Annotated in this window: 21 protein-coding genes and 1 pseudogene; 8 read left to right on the top strand and 14 right to left on the bottom strand. The window is 69.5% G+C overall.

Annotated elements, in window-relative coordinates; translation table 11 throughout:
* From glcE to VBO01S_RS17295, 3 genes and pseudogenes are all read left to right on the top strand, one after another.
* Nucleotides 1–381, top strand: a pseudogene (gene glcE, locus VBO01S_RS32695) (glycolate oxidase subunit GlcE); the annotation flags it as partial.
* Nucleotides 382–405: 24 nt separating this feature from the next.
* A complete protein-coding gene (gene glcF, locus VBO01S_RS17300; RefSeq protein ID WP_062476906.1) occupies nt 406–1,644 on the top strand; it encodes a glycolate oxidase subunit GlcF in 1,239 nt (412 codons plus the stop codon).
* 98 nt (nt 1,645–1,742) lie between these two features.
* Nucleotides 1,743–2,177, top strand: a complete 435-nt coding sequence (locus VBO01S_RS17295; protein WP_062476903.1) for a hypothetical protein — start codon at nt 1,743–1,745, stop codon at nt 2,175–2,177.
* A 2-nt stretch (nt 2,178–2,179) separates the two neighbouring features.
* Here VBO01S_RS17295 and VBO01S_RS17290 read toward each other — a convergent pair whose 3' ends face one another.
* The 3 genes from VBO01S_RS17290 to lplT all read right to left on the bottom strand — a co-directional run bounded on the left by VBO01S_RS17290 (nt 2,180) and on the right by lplT (nt 4,937).
* A complete protein-coding gene (locus VBO01S_RS17290; RefSeq protein ID WP_062476900.1) occupies nt 2,180–2,668 on the bottom strand; it encodes a glutathione peroxidase in 489 nt (162 codons plus the stop codon).
* Nucleotides 2,669–2,680: 12 nt separating this feature from the next.
* Complete coding sequence (locus tag VBO01S_RS17285) at nt 2,681–3,571, bottom strand: DMT family transporter (RefSeq protein ID WP_062476897.1); 891 nt, start codon at nt 3,569–3,571, stop codon at nt 2,681–2,683.
* A gap of 61 nt (nt 3,572–3,632) precedes the next feature.
* Nucleotides 3,633–4,937, bottom strand: a complete 1,305-nt coding sequence (gene lplT / locus VBO01S_RS17280; protein WP_062476894.1) for a lysophospholipid transporter LplT — start codon at nt 4,935–4,937, stop codon at nt 3,633–3,635.
* A gap of 171 nt (nt 4,938–5,108) precedes the next feature.
* Here lplT and alr point away from each other — a divergent pair, with 171 nt between their 5' ends.
* Nucleotides 5,109–6,206 (top strand): alanine racemase, encoded by a 1,098-nt coding sequence (alr, locus tag VBO01S_RS17275; RefSeq protein ID WP_062476892.1) that lies wholly within the window; start codon nt 5,109–5,111, stop codon nt 6,204–6,206.
* Nucleotide 6,207: 1 nt separating this feature from the next.
* The gene (locus VBO01S_RS17270) at nt 6,208–6,939 is read left to right on the top strand and encodes a hypothetical protein (RefSeq protein ID WP_062476889.1); all 732 of its coding nucleotides are present in this window, start codon (nt 6,208–6,210) and stop codon (nt 6,937–6,939) included.
* Here the strand turns inward: VBO01S_RS17270 and VBO01S_RS17265 are convergent.
* Complete coding sequence (locus tag VBO01S_RS17265; protein ID WP_062476910.1) at nt 6,917–7,798, bottom strand: LysR family transcriptional regulator; 882 nt, start codon at nt 7,796–7,798, stop codon at nt 6,917–6,919. The genes VBO01S_RS17270 and VBO01S_RS17265 overlap by 23 nt on opposite strands.
* 141 nt (nt 7,799–7,939) lie before the next feature.
* Here VBO01S_RS17265 and VBO01S_RS17260 point away from each other — a divergent pair, with 141 nt between their 5' ends.
* The 3 genes from VBO01S_RS17260 to VBO01S_RS17250 all read left to right on the top strand — a co-directional run bounded on the left by VBO01S_RS17260 (nt 7,940) and on the right by VBO01S_RS17250 (nt 10,837).
* The gene (locus tag VBO01S_RS17260; protein WP_062476886.1) at nt 7,940–8,896 is read left to right on the top strand and encodes a DMT family transporter; all 957 of its coding nucleotides are present in this window, start codon (nt 7,940–7,942) and stop codon (nt 8,894–8,896) included.
* A 96-nt stretch (nt 8,897–8,992) separates the two neighbouring features.
* Nucleotides 8,993–9,706 (top strand): YebC/PmpR family DNA-binding transcriptional regulator, encoded by a 714-nt coding sequence (locus tag VBO01S_RS17255; RefSeq protein WP_062476883.1) that lies wholly within the window; start codon nt 8,993–8,995, stop codon nt 9,704–9,706.
* Nucleotides 9,707–10,162: 456 nt separating this feature from the next.
* Nucleotides 10,163–10,837 carry a hypothetical protein gene (locus VBO01S_RS17250; protein WP_255221138.1) on the top strand — a complete coding sequence of 225 codons (675 nt, stop codon included), beginning with the start codon at nt 10,163–10,165 and terminating at the stop codon, nt 10,835–10,837.
* 18 nt (nt 10,838–10,855) lie between these two features.
* On the opposite strand, the gene VBO01S_RS17245 is transcribed toward VBO01S_RS17250, so the two are convergent.
* The 10 genes from VBO01S_RS17245 to VBO01S_RS17200 are packed head-to-tail and all read right to left on the bottom strand — an operon-like array spanning nt 10,856 to nt 19,179.
* Nucleotides 10,856–11,833: a 2-dehydropantoate 2-reductase gene (locus tag VBO01S_RS17245; protein ID WP_062476877.1), complete on the bottom strand. Its 978-nt coding sequence runs from the start codon at nt 11,831–11,833 to the stop codon at nt 10,856–10,858.
* Nucleotides 11,834–11,846: 13 nt separating this feature from the next.
* On the bottom strand, nt 11,847–12,635 hold the full coding sequence (locus tag VBO01S_RS17240) for a class II aldolase/adducin family protein (protein WP_062476874.1): 789 nt from the start codon (nt 12,633–12,635) through the stop codon (nt 11,847–11,849).
* 18 nt (nt 12,636–12,653) lie between these two features.
* Complete coding sequence (locus VBO01S_RS17235; protein ID WP_062476871.1) at nt 12,654–13,646, bottom strand: Bug family tripartite tricarboxylate transporter substrate binding protein; 993 nt, start codon at nt 13,644–13,646, stop codon at nt 12,654–12,656.
* A gap of 37 nt (nt 13,647–13,683) precedes the next feature.
* Nucleotides 13,684–15,417 (bottom strand): dihydroxy-acid dehydratase, encoded by a 1,734-nt coding sequence (gene ilvD / locus VBO01S_RS17230; RefSeq protein WP_062476869.1) that lies wholly within the window; start codon nt 15,415–15,417, stop codon nt 13,684–13,686.
* A gap of 37 nt (nt 15,418–15,454) precedes the next feature.
* Complete coding sequence (locus tag VBO01S_RS17225) at nt 15,455–15,922, bottom strand: nuclear transport factor 2 family protein (protein ID WP_062476866.1); 468 nt, start codon at nt 15,920–15,922, stop codon at nt 15,455–15,457.
* A 21-nt stretch (nt 15,923–15,943) separates the two neighbouring features.
* A complete protein-coding gene (gene hpaI / locus VBO01S_RS17220; RefSeq protein WP_062476863.1) occupies nt 15,944–16,765 on the bottom strand; it encodes a 4-hydroxy-2-oxoheptanedioate aldolase in 822 nt (273 codons plus the stop codon).
* Nucleotides 16,766–16,777: 12 nt separating this feature from the next.
* Entirely contained in the window at nt 16,778–17,581 is an 804-nt protein-coding gene (gene hpaH / locus VBO01S_RS17215; protein ID WP_062476860.1) for a 2-oxo-hept-4-ene-1,7-dioate hydratase, read from the bottom strand.
* Nucleotides 17,582–17,598: 17 nt separating this feature from the next.
* Nucleotides 17,599–18,006 (bottom strand): 5-carboxymethyl-2-hydroxymuconate Delta-isomerase, encoded by a 408-nt coding sequence (locus VBO01S_RS17210; protein ID WP_062476857.1) that lies wholly within the window; start codon nt 18,004–18,006, stop codon nt 17,599–17,601.
* A gap of 13 nt (nt 18,007–18,019) precedes the next feature.
* Nucleotides 18,020–18,847 carry a DODA-type extradiol aromatic ring-opening family dioxygenase gene (locus VBO01S_RS17205; protein WP_062476853.1) on the bottom strand — a complete coding sequence of 276 codons (828 nt, stop codon included), beginning with the start codon at nt 18,845–18,847 and terminating at the stop codon, nt 18,020–18,022.
* Nucleotides 18,844–19,179 (bottom strand): aromatic ring-opening dioxygenase subunit LigA, encoded by a 336-nt coding sequence (locus VBO01S_RS17200; RefSeq protein ID WP_062476850.1) that lies wholly within the window; start codon nt 19,177–19,179, stop codon nt 18,844–18,846. The genes VBO01S_RS17205 and VBO01S_RS17200 overlap by 4 nt, the downstream gene beginning before the upstream one ends.
* Nucleotides 19,180–19,181: the final 2 nt, after the last annotated feature.

Raw genomic sequence — 19,181 nt, 5'->3', positions numbered from 1 at the left:
TGGGCCGCGCTGCGCGACCAGCGCATGCCGTGGTTCGCACTCGACGAAGCCGGGTCGCTGGCGCTGTGGCGGCTGTCGGTGCCGCAGACCGCGCCGGTGATCGCCATCAACGGCTGCGCTGCGCCGCTGGTCGAATGGCACGGCGGGCAGCGCTGGTACCTCGCGCCGCCGGCGCAGGCGGCGCGCCTGCGCGAGGCCGCGCACGCAGCGGGTGGCCATGCCACGCTGTTCCGTGTGCCCGCGGCGCAAGCGGCCGACTGCGACGTGCCGCGCTTCGACGCACTGAGCGCGCCGGTGGCGCGCATCCATCGCGCGCTGATGCAGGAGTTCGATCCGCACGGGGTCTTCGACCGCGGCCGGCTCTTCGCAGGCGAGTCCTAAAAAAGAAACGACACCCACCCCGCGATGCAAACCGAACTAGCCCCCGAATTCCGCGACACCGACGCGGGCCGCGAAGCCGAAGCCATCCTGCGCAAGTGCGTGCACTGCGGCTTCTGCACCGCCACCTGCCCGACCTACCAGCTGCTCGGCGACGAGCTCGACGGGCCACGCGGGCGCATCTACCTCATCAAGCAGGTGCTCGAAGGCCATGCGCCCACGCGCAGCACGCAGCTGCACCTCGACCGCTGCCTGACCTGCCGCAACTGCGAGAGCACCTGCCCGAGCGGCGTGCAGTACGGGAACCTGGTCGACATCGGCCGCAAGATCGTCGATGAGAAAGTGCCGCGCCCCGCCATGGAGTCGGCCACGCGCTGGCTGCTGAAAGAGGCGCTGCCGTCGCCGCTGTTCGGCCCCGCGATGAAGCTCGGCCAATCCGTGCGCGGCCTGCTGCCCGAAGCACTGAAGGCCAAGGTGCCCGCCCAGCAGGACGCCGGCCGCTGGCCCACCGCCACGCATGCGCGCAAGGTGCTGATGCTCGCGGGCTGCGTGCAGCCGTCGATGGCCCCGAACATCAACAGCGCCACCGCGCGCGTGCTCGACGCCGCCGGTATTCAAGCGGTGATTGCGCCCAAGGCGGGCTGCTGCGGCGCCGTGAAGTTCCACCTCAACGACCAGGACGGCGGCAAGGCGCAGATGCGCGCCAACATCGACGCATGGTGGCCTTTCGTCGAAGGCAACGAGGTCGAGGCGATCGTCATGAACGCCTCGGGCTGCGGCGTCACCGTGCGCGAGTACGGCCACCTGCTGCAGCACGACGCGGCCTATGCCGCCAAGGCCGCGCGCATCAGCGCCCTCACGCGCGACCTGAGCGAGCTGCTGCCCGAGCTCGTGCCCGCGCTGCAGGGCCGCGTGCGCGCGCCCGAAGGCGTGGTCGCCTACCACCCGCCCTGCACGCTGCAGCACGGCCAGAAGCTGCGCGGCGGCGTCGAGACGCACCTGCGCGCGCTCGGTTTCGACGTGCGCGTGGCGATGAACGAATCGCACCTGTGCTGCGGCTCGGCCGGCACCTACTCGGTGCTGCAGCCCGAGCTGGCCTACCCGCTGCGCGACCGCAAGCTCGGCCACCTGAAGCAGCTGCAGCCCACGACCATCGCCTCGGCCAACATCGGCTGCATCACGCACCTGCAAAGCGGCAGCGGCGACACGCCCGTGCGGCACTGGGTCGAGCTGCTCGACGCGGCGCTGCAGACGCCCGCAGGGTAGGGCGCGCGCGCACGGCAGGGCACGCTGCCGTCCGACGTGCGCACCGCGCGTTCGGGGCGCATCATGGCGAGCCGAAGACGCTGCAAGGAGTTCGTGCCATGTCTTTCGTTTCTGCATTTCCGCTGCGCCGTGCGTTGCTGGCCGCCGCCTGCATCGCAGGCACCGTCGCCGCGCAGGCGCAGCAGCCGCCCTCGGCCCTGCCGCCCTGGCAGGGCATCGGCACCACGCGCTACGTGTGCGGCGGCATCGGCTCCGACGAGTCGACCGCCATGCGCGCCGCCATGAAGAACCACCCGCTGTCGCTGCTGTTCGCGCGCGCCGACGGGGCGTACCTGGCCAACCTGAACGTCGCGATCAAGGGCGGCGACGCGAACTCGTCCGCCGCCATGGCCTTCACCGCCACCGGTCCGGTGTGCCTCATCGACGTGCCGGCGGGGCGCTACGTGATCGACGTGAGCACCTCGACAGGTGAAACCAAGAGCCAGACCGTGACGGTCGGCGGCGCGCCGAAGAGCGCCGATTTCCGCTTCTGAACTCAGCCGGCGGCCAGCGCCGCCTCGATGTCGCGCGTGAGCGAAGCCGGCGTGTCCAGCGGCGCATAGCGCTTGAGCACCGCGCCGTCGCGCCCGACCAGGAACTTGGTGAAGTTCCACTTGATGGCCGTGCTGCCCAGCAGGCCCGGTTTTTCCTTGGTGAGCCACTGGTACAGCGGCAGTGCGCCGCTGCCGTTGACGTCGATCTTCTCCATCATCGGGAAGCTCACGCCGTAGTTGGTCATGCAGAAGGCGCCGATTTCCTCGTTGGTGCCCGGGTCCTGCCCGCCGAACTGGTTGGAGGGAAAGCCCAGCACCGCGAGGCCCTGGCCGGCGTACTTTTCGTGCAGCGCTTCCAGGCCTTCGAACTGCGGCGTGAAGCCGCAATTGCTCGCCGTGTTGACGATCAGCAGCACCTTGCCGCGGAAGGTCGAGAGCTTCACCGGCTTGCCGTCGATGCGGGTGGCCTGGAAGTCGTAGACGCTGGTCATGGAGAGAGCTCCTCAGGTGGACGCGGAAACGCCATCATCGCGCGCGGGCGGGGTTCGCGCAAACGCCGACCACACCGCGCCCAGCACGATCAGCGCGCCGCCGACGAGGATGCGCGAGTTCATGGTGGACGCGCCCAGCGCCACCGACGAGACGCTGGCGAACAGCACTTCCGACAGCATGATCACCGAGGTCGCGCTGGCCGCCAGCTTCGGCGCGCCGTACTGCAGGCACACGTTGGCGACGATGAAGCCCGTGCCCAGCAGCGCGGCCCAGCCCAGCCAGCCGGGCGAGGCGAGCAGCGGTGAATCGATGCCGCCGAACGCGGTGCCGCTCACCGCGCCGACGCCCGCCACCACCGTGCAGCCCCAGAACATGGCCAGCGCGCGCGACTCGCCCGGCGCATGCCGCAGGTGGCGCAGCACGATGTTGGTCACGGCGAAGCCGAAGCCCGCCGCCACGCCCAGCCAGTCGGGCAGGCTCGAGGGCACCGGCCAGTCGGTGCCCGGCGCCTTCAGCACCACCACCACGCCGGTGAGCGCCAGCGCCACGCGCATCAGCGCGCCGCCCGTGGGCCGCTCGCCCAGCAGCAGCCAGGCCAGCAGCACGCTCCACAGCGGCATGAGGTAGAACAGCAGCACCACGCGCACCACGTCGCCCTGCGTCACGGCCCAGTTGAAACCCACGTTGGTGAAGCCCGCCGCCAAGCCCAGTGCCACCAGCATCGGGAACGCGGCGAAGGCTTTCCAGGCGTGGCGGCGCACGAGGCCCATCGCCGTGGCGATGACGAGGTAGATCAGGCAGGTGGTCCACAGCGGATGCAGGCCGTGGCTGGCGATCTGGCGGAACGGAATCCACGAAACGCCCCACACGAAGGCGTTGAACATCAGGGCGAGGGCGGGCATGGGGGCGTTGGAGTGGGGGCGCTCGGCGCGCCGGCCATTGCACCAACGCGGTCGCGCGAGATCAGTGGTGCTTGTCGCTGCGGGCGATGGCAAGCAGGTGCTCGACCTCTTCAGGATACTTCTTGAGGTTGTTCTCGTGCCAGCGCTTGATGATCCACATGCAACCCGCCACCACGAGGCCGAAGGCGCTGATGGCGCCGTAGGCCGACAGGCCCAGGCCCGTGCACACGCTGTAGAAGCCGCCCAGCAGAAGGATGCAGGCCTGCTCGTTGAAGTTCTGCACGGCGATGGAGCGGCCCGCGCCCATCAGGTTGTGGCCGCGGTGCTGCAGCAGCGCGTTCATCGGCACCACCAGGAAGCCGCCCAGGCCGCCCAGGATGATCAGGAACGGCACCGCCAGCCAGACGTTGCCGATGAAGTTCATGCAGATCACCATCAGGCCCATCGCGATGCCCATGGGGATCACGCGCGTGGCCATGTCCAGGCGCATGTACATCGAGGCCACGATGGCGCCCACCGCGGTGCCGATGGTGACCACGCCGGTCAGCGCCGAGGCCTGGGTGGTGTTGTATTCGAGCGCCACGGCGGCCCAGGCCAGCACGATGTACTTGAGGTTGCCGCCCGCGCCCCAGAACAGCGTGGTGGTCGCCAGCGAGATCTGGCCCAGCCGGTCGCGCCACAGGCGGGCGTTGCAATGCCAGAAGTCGGGCAGCAGGCCGGCCAGGTTGCGCACCATGCTCTGCTCGGGGTTGGAGCGCAGCGGGCGCATCTCGACGCCGGTGTGCGGGATGCGGGTGTTGAACCAGGCCGCGAGCACGTAGACGAAGATCAGCACCGCAATGGCGGCTTCGGCCGGCGAGTCGATGCCGGTGTCGATGAACGGCAGGTCGATCAGCAGCAGCTGGCTGGACACCGCATGGCCCACCAGCATGCCGCCGAGCACGATGCCCAGCAGGATCGAGGCGATGGTCAGTCCTTCGATCCAGCCGTTGGCCTTGACCAGCTGCGACGACGGCAGCAGCTCGGTGAGGATGCCGTACTTGGCCGGCGAGTAGGCCGCGGCGCCCAGGCCCACGATGGAATACGACAGCAGCGGGTGCGAACCGAACAGCATCATCAGGCAGCCCACGACCTTGATCGCGTTGCTAATGAACATCACCTTGCCCTTGGGCAGCGCGTCGGCAAAGGCGCCCACCAGCGGGGCCAGCACCACATAGAAGACCGCGAAGATCGGCACCAGGGCGGCCCGCTGCCATTCGGGAGCGCCCGAACTTCGCATGAGATCGACGGCAACGACGAAAAGCGCTTGGTCGGCCAGCGACGAAAAGAACTGGGCCGACATGATCGTGTAAAAACCGCGCTTCATCGATGGGCTGGCTGGCCAGAGGGTCTGCTGGCGGTAGTGAAAAAGTGTCGCGTCAGGCGCGAATGGGCGGTTATAGCATGGGGGTACGACGCGAATTCAGGCATCCCCACGGGATTCGACCCCATTCCCGAAGATGCTAAAACGTGGTCTGAAACCACCCCAACACCCGCCATGCCGCGCCCCATTCTCGCCACCGTCCACACCGCCGCCCTGCGCCACAACCTCGACCGCGCCCGCCGCTCGGCCGTCGACGCCCGTGTCTGGGCCGTGGTCAAGGCCAACGCCTACGGGCACGGCATCGAGCGTGTCTTCGAGGGCCTGCGCGGCGCCGACGGCTTCGCGCTGCTCGACCTGGCCGAGGCCGAGCGCGTGCGCGCGCTGGGCTGGCGCGGCCCGGTGCTGCTGCTCGAAGGCGTGTTCGATGCGCGTGACCTGGAGCTGTGCTCGCGGCTGGACCTGTGGCATTCGGTGCACTGCGACGAGCAGATCGACATGCTCGCGGCCCACAAGACCCTCAAGCCGCAGCGCGTGTTCCTGAAGATGAACTCCGGCATGAACCGCCTGGGCTTCTCGCCCGAGCGCTTCGGCTCGGCCTGGACGCGCCTGAACGCGCTCCCGCAGGTCGACGAGATCTCGCTCATGACGCACTTCAGCGACGCCGACGGCCCGCGCGGCATCGAGCACCAGCTGGAGGTGTTCGAGCGCGCCACGCGCGACCTGCCCGGCGAGCGCTCCATCGCCAACAGCGCCGCCACGCTGCGCCATGCGCCGCGCACGCGCGGCGACTGGGTGCGCCCCGGCATCGTGCTGTACGGCAGCGCCCCCGACTTCCCCGAACACGACGCGGCGCACTGGCAGCTGCAGCCGACCATGTCGCTGTCGACCCGGCTCATCTCGGTGCAGACGCTGAAGGCCGGCGACACCATCGGCTACGGCTCGCGCTTCGCGGCCGACGGCCCGCTCACCATCGGCATCGCGGCGGTCGGCTATGCCGACGGCTACCCGCGCCACTGCGACACCGGCACCCCGGTGCTGGTGAACGGCGTGCGCACGCGCATGGTGGGCCGCGTGAGCATGGACATGATCACCGTCGACCTCACGCCCGTGCCCGACGCCGCCTTCGGCGCCGAGGTCACGCTGTGGGGCCGCTCGGCCCTGACCGGCGCGGTGCTGCCGATCGACGAGGTGGCCCAGGCCGCCGGCACCGTCGGCTACGAACTCATGTGCGCGGTTGCGCCGCGGGTGCCCTTCGCACCCGCCGACGAATGACGTGAAGGTTCTTTCCAACTGGCGTTCCGTGCGCCTGTGGGAAACGCAGGTCGAACGCGACCTGCACCGCGATCACAGCCTGCGCACGCACGGCCTGCTGATCGGCACCTTCACCTTGCTCCTGATGTGGGGCGTCTCGGCGCTGCAGATGCACCTGCTGCATGTCGAGTCGCTGGCCGTGCGCTACCTCGTCACGCTGGGCGTGGGCTACGTCGGGTACCTGTGCGTGCTGCGCTGGTGGGCGCAGCGGCTGGTGGAGCGGCGCACCGAGATCGAGGCGCCCGATGAGGACCTGGACATTCGCTCCGACGGCTCGGACGATCACGGGGGCGCGACCGACGGCACCAGCGCACTCTCCGACGTGGCCAGCGGCGCGCTCGACGCCGCGGGCAGCGCCGACGAAGGCGCGATCATCGTCGTGCCGGTGCTCGCCATCTTCCTGCTGTGCGTGGCCGTCGTGCTCGGCGCGGGCTCGCTCGTGCTGCTGTACTTCAGCTGGGACGCGCTGCTGGCCGTGGCGATCGAAGTCGCCTTCTCCTACGTGTCGGCCCGCGCCGCGGTGCGCGTGGCGCGCGAAGGCTGGCTCATGGCGGCGGTGCGGCTCACCTGGAAGCCGCTGCTGGGGGCGGTGGTCTGCGCGGTGGCGCTGGGCGCGCTCATCGACCACTTCATGCCGCAGGTCCACTCGCTGCCCGAGGCCGTGCGCGTGCTCACGGGGAAGGCACCGCGCTGAGCAGGTGCTCGACCAGCACCCGGCACTTGGGCGGCAGGTAGCGGCTGGGCGGGTACATCAGCCACGCGTGCCCCTGGTAGCTGCCCTGCAGCGTCCATTCGGACAGCACGCGCACCACGCGGCCGTCGTCCAGCGCCTCGCGCGCCGTGAAGGCCGGCACGCAGGCCACGCCCAGGTCCGCGAGCGCGCCGTCGAGCCGCATCTCGCTGTGGTTGCAGACATAGCGGCCGTCCACCACCACCTCGACCTCGTCTTCACCGTCTTTTCGAAAGCGCCAGTGGTTGTCGCGCTCGTGCTCGCCCAGCGACAGGCAGCTGTGTGCGCGCAGGTCGTGCGGGTGCGCGATGGCGCCGTGGCGCGCCAGGTAGGCCGGCGTGGCGCACAGGATGTGCTCGACCGCCATCAGCTGCCGCGCCACCAGCCCCTCGGGCGGCGCCGTGGTGAGGCGCACCACGAGGTCGACGCCTTCGCGGATCGGGTCGATGTCGCGGTCGGCCACGATCAGCTGGACGTCCACTTCCGGATAGGCGCGCAGGAAGTCGAGCAGGTGCGGATGCAGCACGCGCCGCGCAAAGGCCTTCGGCGCGCTCAGGCGCACCCGGCCGGCCGGCGTGCGCGCGAACTGCGCGCCGATGTCCATCGCGCCCTGCGCCGCCGCCACCAGTTCGCGGCAGCGTGCAAAAGCCTCGGCGCCGGGCTCCGTGAGCCGCAGCTGGCGCGTGGTGCGCTGCAGCAGCTGCACGCCGATCTCCTGTTCGAGCCGCTTCACCTGCCGGCTCGCGGCCGAGGGCGTGATGCCCAGCAGGTCGGCCGCGGCCGAGAAGCTGCCCAGTTCGGCGACCCGCACGAAGGTGACCATCTCGGGCAGCACCTTGAGAAATGAATTCGTTCCGACCACGCAAGAGTCCTGTTCCGGCCGACGGCTGTGCGGCCCTGGTGCCGCCCGGAACAATGCGCCTTCTCTTCTTCTTTCAGGCGCCCCGGGCCGCGGGCAGACAGTATGGATTCAAAGGCGTTGCAAGGTGCGGTCCCGGCGGGGCGCGGGTCGTGGACGGCCGGCTTCGGCCCGGCCGAGCTCATGCTGCTGCTCGTGGCGGCGGTCTGGGGCGGCAGCTACGCGGTGGCCAAGCAGGCGACGCAGCAGCTGCCCGTGCTCGAGTTCGTCGCGCTGCGTTTCGGCCTCACCTTTCTCGTGCTGCTGCCCGCGCTGCGGCCGCTGTGGCGTGACCCGCAATGGCGCCAGGGGCTCGCCGTGGGCGGCCTGCTGGGCGCCAACCTGCTCGCCATCTTCCTGTGCGAAACCTTCGGCGTCTCGTTGACCCTGGCGAGCAACGCCGCCTTTCTCATCAGCCTGTGCGTGGCGATCACGCCGTTCGTCGAGTGGTGGCTGCTGGGCCGGCGGCCCGCGCGGCGCGTGTTCTGGGCGGCCGGGCTCTCGGCCGTGGGCGCGGCCCTGCTGTCGGCGCCTTCGCTTGCCGACCTGTCGATGGGGTGGGGCGACGCCCTCATGCTCGCCGCCGCCTTCCTGCGCGCCGTCATGGTGTGCCTCACGCGCCGCCTGGCAGGCCGCCACACCCTGCCGGCGCTCACGCTGACGGCCGTGCAGTCGGGTGTGATGGCGCTGGGCGCGGCGGCGCTGTCGCTGCTGGCCGCGTCGGGCGGGCGCGCCTGGCACCTGCCGCCCGCCACGGCCGGCTTCTGGTGGGGCATGGCGTACCTCGTGCTGCTGTGCACCGTGTTCGCCTTTTTCGCGCAGAACCACGCGGCCTCGCGCAGCAGCCCGAGCCGCGTGTCGCTGCTCATGGGCAGCGAACCGGTGTTCGGCGCGGCCATCGCGGCCCTCGGGCTGGGCGAGCGCATCGGCGCCTGGGGCTGGGCCGGCGGCCTGCTGATCGTGGGCGCCGCCCTGTGGGTGAGCCTGGCGCCGGAGGAGGGCGGGCAGACGGGGCGCCCCTGACGGCGGAAGGGGGCCGGCTGGGCGCCGCCCCCGGCTCGTGGCATCCTCGGGGGCTGCGGCGTTTCGCCGCCCCCCACAACACCAAGGAATGCAGACATGGGCGCGCAATGGAAAGCCAAGCACAAGGACGTGGCCGCGAATGCCAAGGGCCGGCTGTTCGGCAAGCTGGCCAAGGAAATCATGATGGCCGCGCGCAACGGCCCCGACCCGGCCTCGAACGCGCGGCTGCGGCTGGTCGTCGAGCAGGCCCGCAAGGTCTCGATGCCGAAGGACACGCTCGACCGCGCCATCAAGAAGGGCGCCGGCCTCACGGGCGAGGCGGTGCACTTCGACCACGTCATGTACGAGGGCTTCGCCCCGCACCGCGTGGCCGTGATGGTCGAGTGCCTGACCGACAACGTGAACCGCACCGCGCCTGAAATGCGCGTGCTCTTCCGCAAGGGCCAACTCGGCACCTCCGGCTCGGTCTCATGGGACTTTGACCACCTCGGCATGATCGAAGCCGAGCCCGCCAGCAAGGACGCCGACGCCGAAGTGGCCGCCATCGAAGCCGGCGCGCAGGACTTCGAGCCGGGCGCCGAAGACGGCACCACCCTGTTCCTGACCGAGCCCGCCGACCTCGACCTGGTGAGCCGCGCACTGCCGGCCCAGGGCTTCACCGTGCTGTCGGCCAAGCTGGGCTACCGGCCCAAGAACCCGGTCGATCCGGCGAGCCTGAGTGCTGCGGACCTGGAAGAGGTCGAGGCGTTTCTTGCTGCCATCGATGCGAATGACGACGTGCAAAACGTGTACGTCGGGCTGGCGGGTTGAGCTGAACGCCTGACGTTCGGGGGCGACGCTCCCGCCGACGCGGTACCTTGCTCCGCGAATGTCCCCCGGGGCTTCGCCCCTCCTCCTTGATTTCGCTGCGCAAGGCACCGCATCGGCGTGAGCGTCATCAGCAGTGGTCGTTGATCGGCGAGCACCCGCAGCATGTCCCGTGCGCAGGACACTGGGTGCTTCCCGCAGCGAAATCAAGGAGGAGGCCGCAGGCCGGGGGACATTCGCGGAGGGAAGTACCCGGTGGCCTGTGCACGCGCCCCGAACATCGTCGATAGAACCGAGCCTTCCTGCCGGAGACAATCCGCGTCGGAGGAAAACAGCTCAATGACCCATTCGACAAAGAAACGAACGCCGTCGCGTACCGCACGGCATGCCCTCGGCTTGGCACTGGCCATCGCCGGCTTTTCGGCATACGCCCAGACCGAAGCAGCCGCACCACAACCCATGGCCGCAGCTTCAGCGCCCGCCGAAGCAGCACCCGTCGCACCCCCGCAAACCCGTCTCCGCTTCAACCGCGGCACCTACAAGCCCGGCATCGAGCACCTGCGCGTGGTGCGCCGCGAGAACACGGTCCAGAACGTGGCCGGACAGGTGGCGCTGAACGTCGCGTTCGCGGTGCTGGCCGGCGGCGTGGCCGCGCAAGGCTTCTCGAAAGACGACCTGGGCGGCACCACGCTCGAAGAACTCAAGGACGATCCGCTGGGCGTCAATCCCGCCATCAGCGACCTCAACGACGCCTTGAGCAAGGTCGCTACCGACATCTACCGCAAGCGCGCCGAGGCCGCACTGGCCACCGCCCTGACCGACGGTTCCACGCCCGAGGAGATCGAGGCGGCGCGCCAGATTCCGAAGGAAGCTGACACCCCGCTGCTCCCGGGACCGTGGCACCTGGTCTACGAGAACCTGCTGGGATCGGACGAGCTGTTCCGCCTCAAGTTCGGCGCCGACCTGGGGCGCCCCGGCTTCATGCGTCCGCCGATCGAATGCCGCTACCAGTCGGAGCCGGTCGCCTGGGCGCGGTGGCAGGCCGACAACTGGCAGCTGCTGCGCGAAGAGCGCGCAAAGGCCGTGGAGGCCTGCACCAAGATCATCTCTGCCGCACCCGAGAAGCGCTGGTAAGTCCGTGCCTTCGGTCGCTCAGTACAACCCGAGCTGCCGCGTGCGCAGCCGCGCCAGCCCCAGCAGCGCATCCGTGAACGGCGTGGCCACACCCGTCAGCTCGCCCAGCTCGCGCACCACCGTGACGAGCGCGTCGAGCTCGACCGAACGGCCCGCTTCCACGTCCTGCAGCATCGAGGTCTTGAACGCACCGAGCTTCATCGTCACCGCGTGCCGGTCCTCGGGGCTTTGCGTGATCTCGATGCCGATGCGCCGGCCGATCTCCTTGGCCTCGAGCATCACGGCCGAGATGAAGCCGCGCACGTAGTCGTCGCCCATGATCAGGTCGGTGGTGGCACCGGTGAGTGCGCTGATCGGGTTCACCGTCATGTTGCCCCACAGCTTGAACCACACGTCCTTCTGGATCTGCGGCGACAGCGTGGTGTCGATGCCCGTGCTCTTGAGCAGCTCGACCAGCTTCTGCACGCGCGGCGTGGCCTGGCCCGAAGGCTCGCCCACGATCAGCCCGTTGCCGAAGTGGTGCCGCACCACGCCCGGCCCGTCGAGCGAGCAGCTCGCGTGCACCACGCAGCCGATCACGTTGCGCGACGGAATGGCCTTGGCAATGGCGCCCTCAGGGTCGACGGCCGCGAGGCGATGCCCCGTGATCTCGCCGCCGAAGCCGCCTTCAAGGAACCACCACGGCACGCCGTTCATGGCCACCAGCACGATCGTGTCGGGCCCGATCAGCGGCCCGATGCGTTCGGCCACGCCGGCCAGCGCGGGCGCCTTCACGGCGATCACCACCAGGTCTTGAACAGCCAGTGCCTCGGGGTCGGCCACCGCGTTCACCGGCACGCGCGTGCGCACGTCGCCGCGCATCAGCGAGAGGCAGTCCTTCTGCAGCGCGTCGAGCGTGGCGCCGCGCGCCACCACGTTGAGGCGCTGGCCTGCCTGCGCGAGGCCGACGCCGATCCATCCGCCGATCGCGCCGGCGCCGTAGATGCAAATCTTCATGGGAACAGGCGCCTCAGTTGCGGTAGCTCGGGTCGATGCGGTCCACCTGCCGCACCAGCGCATTGAACACGTCCTGCCCGGCGCCGTGCGCGGGGCTGAACTGCAGCGCGTCGCGCGTGCAGCGCTGCGCGATCTCCTCGCTCACCGGAATGGCGGCGCCCATCGAGAAGGTCGCCATCTGGATCTCGCAGGCGCGCTGCAGCGTCCACAGGATCGCGAAGGTCTGCGGCAGCGTCTGGCCCCAGGCCAGCAGGCCGTGGTTGTGCAGGATCACCGCGTTGCGCTCGCCGATGCTCTTGAGCAGGCGCGGGCCTTCGTCGGCATGGATCGTGATGCCCTCGAAGTCGTGGTACGCCACCATGCCGTGCAGCTGGGCGGTATAGAAATTGGTCTGCTGCAGGCCGCCCTGCAGGCAGGCCACGGCCACGCCGGCCGTGGTGTGCGTGTGCATCACGCAGTGCGCGCCGGGCAGGCCGTCGTGGATGGCCGCATGCACCACGAAGCCGGCCGGGTTCACCGGGTAGGTCGAGCCGTCGAGCACCTTGCCCTGCAGGTCGATCTTCACCAGGTTGCTGGCCGTCACCTCGCTGTAGTGCAGGCCGAAGGGGTTGATGAGGAACTGCTTCTCGCCACCGGTCACGCTGTCGGGCAGCCGCACCGTGATGTGGTTGTAGATCATCTCGGTCCAGCCCAGCATCGCGAAGACGCGGTAGCAGGCCGCGAGCTCCTCGCGCGCGGCGCGCTCGTCGGGATGGATCGAGGGATGGACCAGCGCCGACGGCGCGGTGGCGAGTGTGTTCATGGCAGTTCCTTCATGTGATCAACCTTCAGCCGTGAAGCCGACCTCTTTCACGATCGGCGCCCACTTGGCGGTGTCCTTCTTCAGCAGATCGGCCAGCTCGGCCGGCGTGGAAGACATGGCTTCCAGGCCGAAGGTGCCGAGGCCGTCGATCACGTCCTTCTGTGCGAGCGCGTTCTTCATCGCCGTGTTGAGCTTCGTCACCAGCTCGGGCGAGGCCTTGGCCGGCAGGAAGAAGGCGAACCATTCGCTGTGCGCCATGTTCTTGATGCCCTGCTCGCCGAAGGTCGGCACATCGGGCGCGAAGCGGCTGCGCTTGGCACCCGACACGCCCAGGATGCGCACCTTGCCCGACTGCAGGTGCTGCGTGATGTCGCCGATGGGGCCCGACACCGCCGAGATGTTGCCGCCCAAGAGGTCGAGCATGGCCGGTTGCGTGCCGCGGTAGGCCGCGTGCTTGAGCTCGACGCCGCCTTGCTTGCCCAGCAGCGCGCCGATGAAGTGCGGCGTGGAGCCCGCGGCCGGCGAGCCGTAGTTGGCACCGGCCGGGTTGGCCTTGGCCCAGGTGAGGAACTCGGGCACCGTCTTGATGGTGGCCGGAACGGCCGGGCCGACCGCAAAGCCGAAGTCGAAGATGCAGGCCAGGCTCACGGGCGTGAGGTCGACCATCGGGTCGTAGGGCAGCTTCTTGTAGATGTGCGGGTAGATCGTGAGGATCGACGTGGGCGTCTGCAGGATGGTGGTGCCGTCGGCCGGGCGGCCCTTCACGTAGCTCACGGCGATCTGGCCGCCCGCGCCGGTGCGGTTCTCGACCACGGCGGTCTTGGCGTAGTCGGGGCTCAGCTTCAGCGCCAGGCGCCGGCAGGTGGTGTCCGAGGTGCCGCCGGCCGCGAAGCCGGTGACGATGGTGGCGTTCTCGAGCGCGGCAGCCTGCGCAAAGGCCTGCTGGCCGAGGCTGGCGAGCAGCGCCGAAGCGCCGGTGGACTGCAGCATGTGGCGGCGGGTGAAGGTCATGTCTGTCTCTTTTCGGGTGGGTGAGGAGTCAACAGGATCACGACTCGTCGCGCAGCCAGGTGACCGCGCCCGAGTGGGTCACGGCGCCCTGGTGGGCAGGGCGCACGGTGAGCGCGTATTTTTCCAACAAACCACCGTGCGCCGCCCCCGCGTTTACCTCACGTCCGGCCAGCCGCGACGCGATTTCTTCGGCGCTCAGCTCGACCGAGATGCTGCGCGCCGCGGCGCGTGCATCGATGGCCACCATGTCGCCGTCGCGCAGCACCGCGATCGGCCCGCCGTCGGCCGCCTCGGGCCCCGCGTAGCCGATGCACAGGCCGCGCGTGGCGCCCGAGAAACGCCCGTCGGTCAGCAGCGCCACCTTGTCGCCCATGCCCTGGCCGTACAGCAGCGCGGTGATGCCCAGCATCTCGCGCATGCCGGGGCTGCCCTTGGGGCCTTCGTTGCGGATGACGATCACGTCGCCCGCTTCATAGCGGCGGTTCTGCACGGCGGCCTGCGCTTCTTCTTCCGAGTTGAAGACACGCGCCGGACCGCGGTGCACCAGCGTCTTCAGGCCCGCCGTCTTGAGCAGCGCGCCGTCGGGGCAGAGGTTGCCCTTGAGCACCGCCAGCCCGCCGTCGCGCGTGATCGGGTTGCCCGCCGCGCGCACCACGCGGCCGTCGGGCGCGGCGGCGTCGGCCACTTCCTCGGCCAGCGTGCGGCCGGTGAAGGTGAGGGCGTCGCCGTGCAGGAAGCCCTGCTCCAGCAGCGTGCGCAGGATCACGCCCGCGCCGCCGATGTAGTACACGTCGCGCGCCAGGTACTGGCCGCCGGGGCGCAGGTCGGCAATGAGCGGCGTGCGCGCGAAGATCTCGGCCACGTCGTCGAGGTGGAACTTGATGCCGGCCTCGTGCGCGATCGCCGGCAGGTGCAGCGCCGCGTTGGTCGAACCGCCCGTGGCCGAGACCACGGCGCAGGCGTTTTCGAGCGCCTTGCGCGTCACGACGTCGCGCGGCAGCGGGCCGTCGCCCATCACCGCCTTCATGAGCTGTTTCGCGGCGCGGCGCATCAGCGGCGCGCGTTCGCTGAACACCGCCGGCACCATGCTCGAACCGATGGGCGCCAGGCCCAGCGCCTCCGACACCATGCCCATCGTGTTGGCCGTGAACTGCCCCGCGCAGGCGCCGGCCGTGGGCAGGCAGGCGCGGCTCATGGCGTCGAGCTCGTCGTGCGTGGCGGTGCCGGCCAGCACCTTGCCGATGGTCTCGTAGGTGTCGACCACGTTGAGGTCGCGCCCGTCGGGCCCGGGCATCTGGCCCGGAAGGGCAGAGCCGCCATGCACGAACACGCTGGGCACGTTGCAGCGGACCATGCCCATCATCAGGCCCGGCAGGTTCTTGTCGCAGGCGCCGATGGCGAAGATGCCGTCCCACTGGTGGCCGCGCGTGGACGCTTCCACGCTGTCGGCGATGAGCTCGCGCGAGATCAGCGAGAAGCGCATGCCCGAGTGCGCCATCGTCAGGCCGTCGCTCACCGACACCACCGGGCATTCGTGCGGCGTGCCGCCGCCGGCGTAGATGCCGGTCTTGGCGTGCTGCGCCTGCTCGCGCAGGTTGAGGTTGCACGGGCTCATCTCGCCGCCCGTGTGGAACACACCGACGTGCGGGCGCGCGATGTCCTCGTCGTCCTGGCCCAGTGCGTGCAGGAAGCTGCGCGTGGTCGCGCGGATCGTGCCCTCGCGGATGGTCGCGGAGCGGAAGCGTTTCGTGGGGTCGGTGGGCGTGGTCATGCGGCTGGCGAAGGCTGGCTCGTGGAAGGGCGGGGCGTCAGAACATGCCGTTCGTGTTCGCGGCGGTCTCGGGCACGGGTTGCACCACGTCCCAGTGCTCGACGATCTTGCCGTTCTCGAGCTTGAAGATGTCGACGATGGCGCTGCCGCGCGTGCCCGGCTCGCGCACCGCGTTCACGTGCAGGATCACGTAGTCGCCGTCGACGAAGCTGCGCTTGATCTCGCTGTGCGACTTCGGAAACTTCTCGCGCAGGAAGGCGATGAACTTGCGAAAGCCCTCGGGCCCGTCGGCCGCCGTCGGGTTGTGCTGCACGTAGCGGTTGCCCACGTACTGCAGCGCCGCGTCGGCGTCCTTCTGGTTCAGGCCTTTCTCGTAGAAGGCGAGCACGGTCTGGCGGTTGGCTTCCTGCCGCGCCTGCGCGGTCGAGGCCGGGCCCGTCTGGGCGCAGGCGCCGAGGAACAGGGCGGCGGCAGCGGCGAAAGCCGCGAGGGTGGTGCGTCGCATCGAAATGTCCTTGACGGTGGATCAGTAGCCGTTGGGCGCGGTGGCGCCCGGCGCGGCCTTGTACTTCGCAAGCAGCTGCTTCGCGGCGGCCGCGAGCAGGATGGTGTCGACACCCACCGCCACGAACAGCGCGCCGGCCGCGAGCCACTTGCGCGCCTGCTCCTCGGTGGTCGACAGGATGCCGGCCGCCTTGCCGGCCTTGCGGATGCGCGCGATGGCGTCGGCGATCGCGGCCTGCACCTCGGGATGGTTGGGCTGGCCCACGAAGCCCATCGAAGCCGACAGGTCGGCCGGGCCGATGAACACGCCGTCCACGCCCGGCGTGGCCGCGATGGCGTCGATGTTCTTCATCGCCTCGACCGTCTCGGCCTGCACCAGCAGGCAGGTCTGCGCGTTGGCTTCGTGCAGGTAGTTGGGGTAGGCCTGCCAGCGCGAGGCGCGCGCCAGCGCACTGCCCATGCCGCGGATGCCTTCGGGCGGGTAGCGCATGCCCTGAACCAGCTGCGCGGCCTGCTCGGCGGTGTCGACCATCGGCACCAGCAGCGTCTGCGCGCCGATGTCCAGGTACTGCTTGATCAGCGTGGTGTCGCCGACCGGAATGCGCACGACGGGATGCGAGCGCTGCGCGTCGGGCTGCGCCGACCATGCGCTGGAAATGCCCTGCAGCTGCGCGAGCACCGAGCGCACGTCGTTGGGCGCGTGCTCGCCGTCGACCAGCAGCCAGTCGTAGCCGGTGCCGGCCAGCAGCTCTGCCACGTAGCCGTCGCCCAGGCCGACCCACAGGCCGATCTGGGGTTGGCCGGCCTGCAGGGCCTGCTTGAAGGTGTTGAGTGGGGTGTGCATGAAAAAAACTCGTCAGACGAAACGGAAGGCGATGGAGCCCAGGGGGCCGTAATCCGCATGGAAGGTGTCGCCCGGCACGGCGTTGGTCGGGCGCGTGAACGAGCCGCCCAGCACGATCTCGCCAGCTTCGAGGCATTCGTCCCACGGCGCGAGCTTGTTCGCGAGCCAGGCCACGCCGGTGGCGGGGTGGTTGAGCACGGCCGCGGCCACGCCCGACTCCTCGATCACGCCGTTCTTGTAGAGCAGCGCGCTCACCCAGCGCAGGTCGACCGCGTCGGGCTTCACCGGCCGGCCGCCGAGCACGATGCCGGCATTGGCCGCGTTGTCGGCGATGGTGTCGAACACCTTGCGCATGGCCTTGGTGTGGCGGTCGAACTGCTCGATGCGCGCGTCGATGATCTCGATGGCGGGCACCACGTAGTCGGTGGCGGCCAGCACGTCGAAGATGGTCACGTTCGGCCCCTGCAGCTTCTTGCCGAGCACGAAGGCCAGCTCGACCTCGATGCGCGGCGCGATGAAGCGCGTGAACGGGATGTCGCCGCCCTGCTCGAAGAACATGTCGTCCAGCAGCGTGCCGTAGTCGGGCTCGGTGATCTGGCTCGCCTGCTGCATGGCGCGCGAGGTGAGGCCGATCTTGTGGCCCTTCACGATGCGGCCTTCGGCGATCTTGTGCTTCACCCATTCGCGCGAGATGGCGTAGCCGTCCTCGATCGTCATCTCGGGGAAGCGCTTGGAGAAATGCTCGACCTGCACGCGCGACTTCTCGCTCTCGTGCAGTTCGGCGGCCAGTTGGGCGATGGTGGCGGTGGAGAGCATGGGGGCTCGCTTCTTCTTTATGGGGTGTTGAACAGGGGATGCAGGTTGCTGTGCTTGCCGTCGTACACCTGCCCCGGCGCTTCGTCGATCTGCAGGGTGATGCCGATGTGGCGCTGCGTGAAGACGGGCTCGAAATGCGCGCGCACGGCGGCCAGCAGCTCGTCGCCGGCCTTCTTCTTCACCGCCTCGGAGCGGCCCGAGGCCATGCGCAGGTTGAGGTACACGAAGGCGTAGTCGGCCTTGCCGTCGGCCACCGCGTAGTGCGCGGCCGGGTAGGCCAGCACGCGCGTGCCGCCCGTGGGGAACACCGGCTTGCCGGCCTCGTCGCGCTGTTCGAGCATGGTGTCGGCCAGCGTGCGGCACAACGCCGACACGTCGGTCTCGGCCTCGATGTTGGGCGTGTAGAGGATCACCAGGTGCGGCATGGTCGTGCTCCGTTCAAACCACCGACATCGTCGCGGCCGTGCAGGTCACCGCGAAGATCGGAATGGCCTTCATGTGGAAGATCTCGCCCTTGCCGCGCGCGGCCGCGGCCACGCTCAGGAAGGTGCGGATCTCGAAGCCGCCCTGGCCCGCTTCGCGGTAGGTGGCCTCATCGCCGTAGTCGGCCTGCGAGAGCAGCGCCTCGCGGTCGTTGGCGCACCAGCGGCGCATGAACTCGGCGTCCCACTCGGCATTGACCTTGCCCGAGTCGGGCGTGGCCGGCCAGTGCGAGATGCCGCCCGTGCCCACCAGCGCGATGCGCTCGGGCACCTTGTCGCAGGCGCGGCGCAAGGCTTCGCCGAAGGCCCACGCGCGGTGCAGCGGCGTGAGCGGCGGGCCCTGGCAGTTGATGTTCACGGGAATGACCTTGGTGTCGAAGTTCGGCGTGAGGAAGTTCAGCGGCACCATGATGCCGTGGTCGAACTTCCATTCTTCCGCGTAGGCCACGTCCACCGTCTGCATCACCTCGCGGATCAGGCGCTGCGACAGCGCGGCGTCGCCGGGGATGGTGTGCTTCTCGATGCCCAGCCACTTCGGGTCTTCGATCGGGCCCTCGTAGCTGTCGGCCATGCCGATCGCATACGCCGGCATGTTGTTCATGAAGAAGTTCGCGAAGTGCTCGGCCGCGATCACGATCACCGCGTCGGGCTTCGTGGCGCGCATCGCCTCGCCGAAGCGATGGAACTGTGCGTGGAACTCGTCCTTGACCGCCGGGTCGGCCAGGTGCGCGCGGCCGGTGATGCCGGGGGCGTGGCTGCACACGCCTGCGAATACGAGACTCATACGCCTGCCACTTTCTCGTCGGTTCCGGTTGTCATTGCGTAGATGCCGGCGCGCACCGGACCGTACTTGCGTACGCCTTCGCGCATGGCTTCCAAGTAGTCCGCCCACGCGACGCCGAGCAGCGGTGCGAAGTGCATCAGCAGCTGGCCGTTGCACCCGAGCACGTAGAGCTTGCCGATGTCGCCGGTGCCGATCGCTTCGCGCTCTTCGTCGTTCAGGTCGTAGCCGGCCAGCAGCGTGGCGCGCGTGTCGCCGCCTTCGGCGAAGCGGCGCTGCACGTCGGCGTCGCGGTTCAGCGCGAACAAAAATTTCTGCATCGCATAGAGGCTCATGG

Origin of the sequence: Variovorax boronicumulans NBRC 103145 (assembly GCF_001591345.1) — a bacterium.
GTDB lineage: Bacteria > Pseudomonadota > Gammaproteobacteria > Burkholderiales > Burkholderiaceae_C > Variovorax > Variovorax boronicumulans.
The sequence above is the reverse complement of the archived record's forward strand: the minus strand, read 5'-3'. Positions and strand labels throughout refer to the sequence as shown.